We start from the raw sequence: 4,810 nt of genomic DNA, 5'->3' as shown, positions 1-4,810 counted from the left end.
AGCCCGTGCTGCTGCTGGGCGCCGGCAACACCGCCTACGCGGCCAAGGACCGCCGCACCGCGGCCCGGCACTACGCGCGGCTCACCGACGTGCGGCCCGATCTGCCCGAGGGCTGGAACAACCTGGCGCAGGTGCTGCTGGAACAGGGTCAGCGCTACAAGGCCTCGCTCGCGATCGAGCGTGCGGTCGCGCTCGGCGGTCCGCGCCTGGACCAGTACAAGGCGCTGCAGAAGAAGATCACCACCGGGATGTGACCCGTCGGCGGTGCTTCAGAGGCGCTGCAGAGGCGCCCCGGGGGCGCCTCTGCGCGGGCTCAAGGACGGAAATCGATCGTGCGCTGCGCCGCCTCCAGCGCCGCGTCCGCCGCATAACTCCAGGTGTCGAAGCTGCGTTCCAGCTCATGCCAGTAGCCGTTCAGCTCCGGCTTGCCGCTGGCCGCCGCATGCGCGGCGATCACCAGGTAACGCGCGCGGAACGGCGGGGCCTCGCCGACGACTTCGCGGACGAACCAGCGTCCGTTGTGGCTCTCGACACCTCCGACGGCATCGGTGTGGTCTGGCTTGGCTGACATGCGGACTCCTTTGGCGTTGTGATGGCGTGGTGATCGGAACTGCGCCCCGGAACTTCGCCCGTTGGCAAGCAGGTACGACCTTCACGCCTGGGCAAGTTTCCCTCCAACCGTCATCCGGCGCCACGCGGGCCGACGATGTTTTACCCCCGCATTACAAGGGAAGCCGGCGCCCGCCCGGGCGGGCGATCCGCGAAGCAACTTCCACGCCGGAAGTGTCGGGTTTCATTACATTCACTGACCCATTCTCCAGGGACAAACCACGCAAGTCCTTGAGCCGACAAGCCTTCGCGCCTCATGGCTTGGATGTTGCTTCCCTCCGCCGGTTTCCGCCTCCGGTTTCGGCCTCCCGCCACCGACGACAAGAACGACAGTCAGAGAGAGAACCCCCGATGAAGCGCTCGACCCTCCTTCCCCGTCTCCGCACCACCCTGGCCGCCGCCGCGCTGTGCGCCACCGCCGCGGCCGCGCAGGCCTCGGTGCTGATCCTGGGCGCGCCCGTGCAGGCGGGCGGCCTGGCCGACGTGCAGTCCAAGATCGCCGCCACCGGTGTGGTCAGCGGCGTGGTCGACGTCTTCAACGTCGCCACCGGCACGCCCACGCTGGCGATGCTGACGGCCTACGACGCGGTCCTGGTCTACAACGAAAGCGCCACCGTGCCCTTCGCCAGCGCCCTGCAGCTGGGCAACGTGCTGGCGGACTACGTGGACCTGGGCGGCGGCGTGGTCGAAGCCGGCCTGTCGCACGCGACCTCCGGATTCAAGGGCATGCAGGGCCGCTTCGTCTCCGCCAACTACGACGTCTTCAACACCAGCAACAACCAGAACTCCTGCGGCGGCCTGGGCCAGGTGGTCCGTTCCGACAGCCCGCTGATGCGCGACATCACCAGCTTCAACGGCGGCGCGTCCGCGCTGTGCTACCGCCTCACGGCCAAGGCCGGCGCCGAGATCGTCGCCGACTGGAGCAACGGCCAGGCGCTGGCGGGTTACCGCATGGACCACAACGGCGTGGTCGTCGGGCTGAACATGTTCCCCACCTCCAGCGACGTGGCGCCCGGCGGCTGGAATCCGTCGAGCGACGGCGCGCTGCTGATGGCCAATTCGCTGGCCTTCGCCGCGGGCGAACTGCCCGAGCCGGGTTCGCTCGCGCTGCTGGGCATCGCCGCGCTGGCGGCGGGCGTGGCCGGCCGTCGGCGCGCCCGCGCCGTCAAGGCCTCGGCCGCGGCCGTCACCATGGCCTGACGGAGCCGGACCCTGAGGGATACTGCGGCGCATGTCCACGCCGCCGACCTTCAACTTCCCCGTCCCGCCCGCCGACCTGGTGATCACCGAGGACGAGCGCGCCGCGCTCTACTTCCTGCCGCAATCGCCCGGCGGCATGCCGGTCAGCGAGGAGATGCAGCAGCGCCTGCAGGACAAGGGGCTGGCGACGGCCATCCGCGAGGACGGCCGCCGCTGGCTGACCGAGCTCGGCGACCGGGCGCGGCTGGGCAAGATCTGACCCCCGCGACGTCCGGTCGACCAGACGCCCGCTGCACGGCTGGCCCGGCCGCTCGATCGGCTTCAGCGCCGTTCGTACTGGGTCTTGCCGAACAGCACCTCGCGCGCCTTGTCGTCGACCAGCGGCCGGCGCTTCTCGGCCAGCACCTCGACGGCGCGCGCCACGGCGGGCCGCTTCGCGATCTCGTCGAACCAGCCCTTCAGATGCGGATGGTCCGACATCTCCACGCCCTGGTTCTTGGCGCCGCGCAGCCACGGGAAGATCGCCATGTCGGCGATGCCGTACGCGCCCCCCGCGATGTACTTCGTGTGGGCCAGGCGCCGGTCGATCACGCCGTAGAGGCGTTTGGCCTCGTTGGTGTAGCGGTCGATGGCGTACTCGATCTTCTCGGGGGCGTACATCCGGAAGTGGTGGGTCTGGCCCAGCATCGGCCCGACGCCGCCCATCTGGAACATCAGCCACTGCAGCGCCTCGTAGCGCCCGCGCGTGTCGGGCGGCAGGAACTGCCCGGTCTTGCCGGCCAGGTAGAGCAGGATCGCGCCCGACTCGAACAGCGAGATCGGCTGCCCGTCCGGGCCGTCGGGATCGACGATCGCGGGGATCTTGTTGTTGGGGCTGATGGCCAGGAATTTCGCGTCGAACTGGTCGCCGGCGCCGATGTCCACGGGAATCACCCGGTAAGGCAGGCGGCACTCTTCCAGCATGATGTGCACCTTGTGGCCATTGGGCGTGGGCCATGAATACACTTCGATCATCAAGCGTTCTCCGTTCGGGCGCGAGGCCCAGTTTGCCGACAATCCTGTCGACACGTCAGTCGACACCTCGGCGGACACCGCCGTCGACTCGTCAATGCACGGACCCCGGGCCCCTCGCGCATCGTCCCGCCTCATGGTAATCAAACAAATCAAACTGTGGTTCGCCGCCCGTGCCAATGCGGCGCGGTGGCGTCCCTTGAGCGAATGGGCTTCGGAGCGCGGCGGCCAGCTGCGCCAGGCCCGCGACGGGCGCGGCTTCGTCATCGACCTGCCCCGCACGCTGCCCGGCCTCACCCGCATCGAGTGGGGGCCCTCGCAGCGCAGCTACATCGACGGCTACGAGCTGCGCATGCGCTGCGAGCTCAAGATCAATCCCGACATGCAGATGATGCTCATCGAGCGCAAGCTGATGGAGCGTCTGGAGAGCAACGTCTTCGAGGCCTACACCGACACGCTGCGCACGCGCGTGGACACGGACACGCCCGAGGAGATGCGCTGGCTGGTGATGTTCCCCAAGCACTCGCAGATGGAGTCCAAGCTCGTGCGGCAGCGCTTCGGCGCGGTGGGCATCAACCGCGAGCTGGTGATGGCCTGGCTCGACAAGGACCTGAACGAGCGGCTGGCGCAGGCGACGCAGGACGTGCTGGTGGAAGGCAGACCCTTTGTGCTGCTGAGCCTGCGTGGGAACGTCTACCTGCGCACGACGATGCCGGAGCCGTCGCTGCCAGAGTTCCAGATGCTGACCCGCGTGCTGGAAGCCGCGGCGGCCAGCGCGCAGGCGGTGCACCAGCGCCTGGGCGACGGCGGACCCTGGCCGACCACGACCTCGGTGGCCTGGCACAGCCGGCCGTCCGAAGGGGATTACGGCTCGCCGGCCTGACGGCTGCTCAGGCGGCTGCTCAGGCGGCTGCTCAGGCGAAGAGATCGGCCGCGCCGGCCACCGCCTCGGTGCAGTCGATCAACCGGCCCTGCCCGGTGATGAAGGCGCAGCGCACCGGCTCGCCGGGCTGCAGCGCCATCACCGCCTCGCGGTAGCGCCACAGCTGCTGGATGTATTCGGGATTGCGTTGCGGCGCCGGGTGGAGCTTGTAGTCGAGCACCCACCAGATGGGCACGCCCGCGCCGTCGCGGCGGCTGACCAGCCGGTCCAGCCGCATGTCGTGGCCGTTCCAGCTGAGCGGCACCTCGTTGCCGTGCCAGTCGAGCGCGGCGGCGTCGAAGAACGACGCGCAGTCCGCACCGCCCAGGATCGCGTGCACGCTGCGCTCGAGCCGCTCGGTGCGGCGCGCGTCGAGCCCGTACATCTGCGCCGCGGCGGCCATCAGCCGCTCCAGCGCCTGCGCGCCGCCTCGCGGTCCGCTGTGCCATTCGAGCACGCGATGCAGGGCCTCGCCGAGCGCCGCGCTGTCGTCGACCTCGTCCGGGCTCTGGCCCACGTCCGCCCCCGCGTCGGCCACCTCGACCGGCAACGGTTCCACGCGCGGCAGCACCTTGAGCCGCGCGACGTCCTCGTCCGGCAAGACCCCGCCCTCGGCGACATCCGGCACCACCATCGCCTCGGCCTGAGGCTGCACCCGCGTCCACCAGGTCCCCGATGAACTCTGGCGCTTCGCCGGGGTGCGGCTCAGCAGCAACCGATGGCGCGCACGTGTCATCGCGACGTACAGCGCGTTGAGTTCCTCGCGCTGGCGCTGGTCCTTCTCGTCGTCGAGCAAGGCCTGCAGCGACGGCGGCGGCTTGGCCTCGGACACCAGGAAGGCCACCGTCTGCGGCACCGCTTCCAGCACCGGCCACGAGATCGCCAGCGCCATGCTCTCGGAGCGCGCCGGCCCCGCCTCGGCGTCCATCAGGATCACGACCTTCGCCTCCAGCCCCTTGGCGCCGTGCACCGTCAGCAACTGCACGGCATCGGGCTCGGCTGGTGCGGCCAGCTTCAGCGCGCGGCTCTTGAGAGCCCGGACGAAGCCGTACAGCCAGGCATAACGCC

Annotated in this window: 6 protein-coding genes and 1 pseudogene; 4 read left to right on the top strand and 3 right to left on the bottom strand. The window is 69.9% G+C overall.

What is annotated here, in order from left to right:
* Positions 1-254: pseudogene (locus VF536_RS05010) on the top strand (hypothetical protein); the annotation flags it as partial.
* 59 nt (positions 255-313) lie between these two features.
* On the opposite strand, the gene VF536_RS05005 reads toward VF536_RS05010, so the two are convergent.
* A complete protein-coding gene (locus tag VF536_RS05005; RefSeq protein ID WP_331613703.1) occupies positions 314-571 on the bottom strand; it encodes a hypothetical protein in 258 nt (85 codons plus the stop codon).
* Positions 572-960: 389 nt separating this feature from the next.
* Here VF536_RS05005 and VF536_RS05000 point away from each other — a divergent pair, with 389 nt between their 5' ends.
* Positions 961-1,809, top strand: a complete 849-nt coding sequence (locus VF536_RS05000) for a PEP-CTERM sorting domain-containing protein (protein WP_331613702.1) — start codon at positions 961-963, stop codon at positions 1,807-1,809.
* A gap of 31 nt (positions 1,810-1,840) precedes the next feature.
* Positions 1,841-2,068: a hypothetical protein gene (locus VF536_RS04995; RefSeq protein ID WP_331613701.1), complete on the top strand. Its 228-nt coding sequence runs from the start codon at positions 1,841-1,843 to the stop codon at positions 2,066-2,068.
* Between the two features lie 62 nt (positions 2,069-2,130).
* Here VF536_RS04995 and VF536_RS04990 read toward each other — a convergent pair whose 3' ends face one another.
* Complete coding sequence (locus tag VF536_RS04990) at positions 2,131-2,823, bottom strand: glutathione S-transferase N-terminal domain-containing protein (protein WP_331613700.1); 693 nt, start codon at positions 2,821-2,823, stop codon at positions 2,131-2,133.
* Positions 2,824-2,956: 133 nt separating this feature from the next.
* Between VF536_RS04990 and VF536_RS04985 the strand changes: the two genes are divergently transcribed.
* Entirely contained in the window at positions 2,957-3,703 is a 747-nt protein-coding gene (locus tag VF536_RS04985; RefSeq protein WP_331613699.1) for a hypothetical protein, read from the top strand.
* A 31-nt stretch (positions 3,704-3,734) separates the two neighbouring features.
* On the opposite strand, the gene VF536_RS04980 is transcribed toward VF536_RS04985, so the two are convergent.
* Positions 3,735-4,810: 3'-5' exonuclease (locus VF536_RS04980; RefSeq protein ID WP_331613698.1), on the bottom strand; the 1,076-nt coding region annotated here is incomplete at its 5' end.

Origin of the sequence: Roseateles sp., from assembly GCF_036486225.1 — a bacterium.
Classification (GTDB): Bacteria; Pseudomonadota; Gammaproteobacteria; order Burkholderiales; family Burkholderiaceae_C; genus Roseateles.
This window is presented reverse-complemented; position numbering and strand designations above follow the sequence as displayed.

Coding starts and splice junctions, on each gene's coding strand:
- VF536_RS05000 (WP_331613702.1), top strand. CDS start 961: ATGAAGCGCTCGACCCTCCTTCCCCGTCTCCGCACCACCCTGGCCGCC.
- VF536_RS04985 (WP_331613699.1), top strand. CDS start 2,957: ATGGTAATCAAACAAATCAAACTGTGGTTCGCCGCCCGTGCCAATGCG.
- VF536_RS04990 (WP_331613700.1), bottom strand. CDS start 2,823: ATGATCGAAGTGTATTCATGGCCCACGCCCAATGGCCACAAGGTGCAC.
- VF536_RS04995 (WP_331613701.1), top strand. CDS start 1,841: ATGTCCACGCCGCCGACCTTCAACTTCCCCGTCCCGCCCGCCGACCTG.
- VF536_RS05005 (WP_331613703.1), bottom strand. CDS start 571: ATGTCAGCCAAGCCAGACCACACCGATGCCGTCGGAGGTGTCGAGAGC.